Source organism: Allobosea rubneri, from assembly GCF_032464875.1.
GTDB lineage: Bacteria > Pseudomonadota > Alphaproteobacteria > Rhizobiales > Beijerinckiaceae > Allobosea > Allobosea rubneri.
This window is the reverse complement of sequence record NZ_JAWDID010000138.1, coordinates 1-785: the sequence shown is the minus strand read 5'-3', so window position 1 is coordinate 785 and position 785 is coordinate 1. Positions and strand designations below refer to the sequence as shown.

Below are 785 nucleotides of genomic sequence, written 5' to 3'. Positions count from 1 at the left end.
ACCTGGCTCAGGGCCGATCTCGCCATCATCAAGGCCTGGAAGGCCGATCCGGCCGGCAACCTCGTCTACCGGCGCACCGCCCGCAACTTCAACCCGAACATGGCGACCGCCGCGAAGGTGACGGTGGTCGAGGTCGAGGAGATCGTCGAAGCCGGCAGCCTCGATCCGGAAGCGATCCACACGCCCGGCATCTATGTCGACCGGATCGTCAAGAGCACGATCAACGAGAAGCGCATCGAGAAGCTGACCGAGCGGAAGAGGGAGGCGGTCTGATGGCCTGGACCCGCGAAGAGATGGCTGCACGCGCCGCGCGCGAGCTCAAGGACGGCTTCTACGTCAATCTCGGCATCGGCATCCCGACGCTGGTGGCGAACTACATTCCCGACGGCGTGAACGTCACGCTGCAATCCGAGAACGGCATGCTCGGCATGGGCCCCTTCCCCTATGAGGGCGAGGCCGACCCCGACCTGATCAATGCCGGCAAGCAGACGATCACGCTGCTGCCGACCTCGAGCTTCTTCTCCTCGGCGGAGAGCTTCGCGATGATCCGCGGCGGCCATATCGACCTGACGATCCTCGGCGCGATGGAAGTCGCGGCCAATGGCGACATCGCCAACTGGACCATCCCCGGCAAGATGGTGAAGGGCATGGGCGGCGCCATGGACCTCGTCGCCGGCGTCAAGAAGGTCGTCGTCGTCATGGAGCACGCCAACAAGCATGGCGACTCCAAGGTGCTGGAGCGCTGTACCCTGCCGCTGACCGGCGCCGGCGTCGTCGACCTGATC

At 65.2% G+C, this 785-nt stretch carries 2 protein-coding genes; both read left to right on the top strand.

Annotated elements, in window-relative coordinates; genetic code table 11:
• A partial coding sequence (locus tag RKE40_RS29630) for a CoA-transferase (protein WP_316021735.1) occupies positions 1-273 on the top strand: 273 nt, incomplete at its 5' end.
• A partial coding sequence (locus RKE40_RS29625; protein WP_316021734.1) for a 3-oxoacid CoA-transferase subunit B occupies positions 273-785 on the top strand: 513 nt, incomplete at its 3' end. The genes RKE40_RS29630 and RKE40_RS29625, both read left to right, overlap by 1 nt.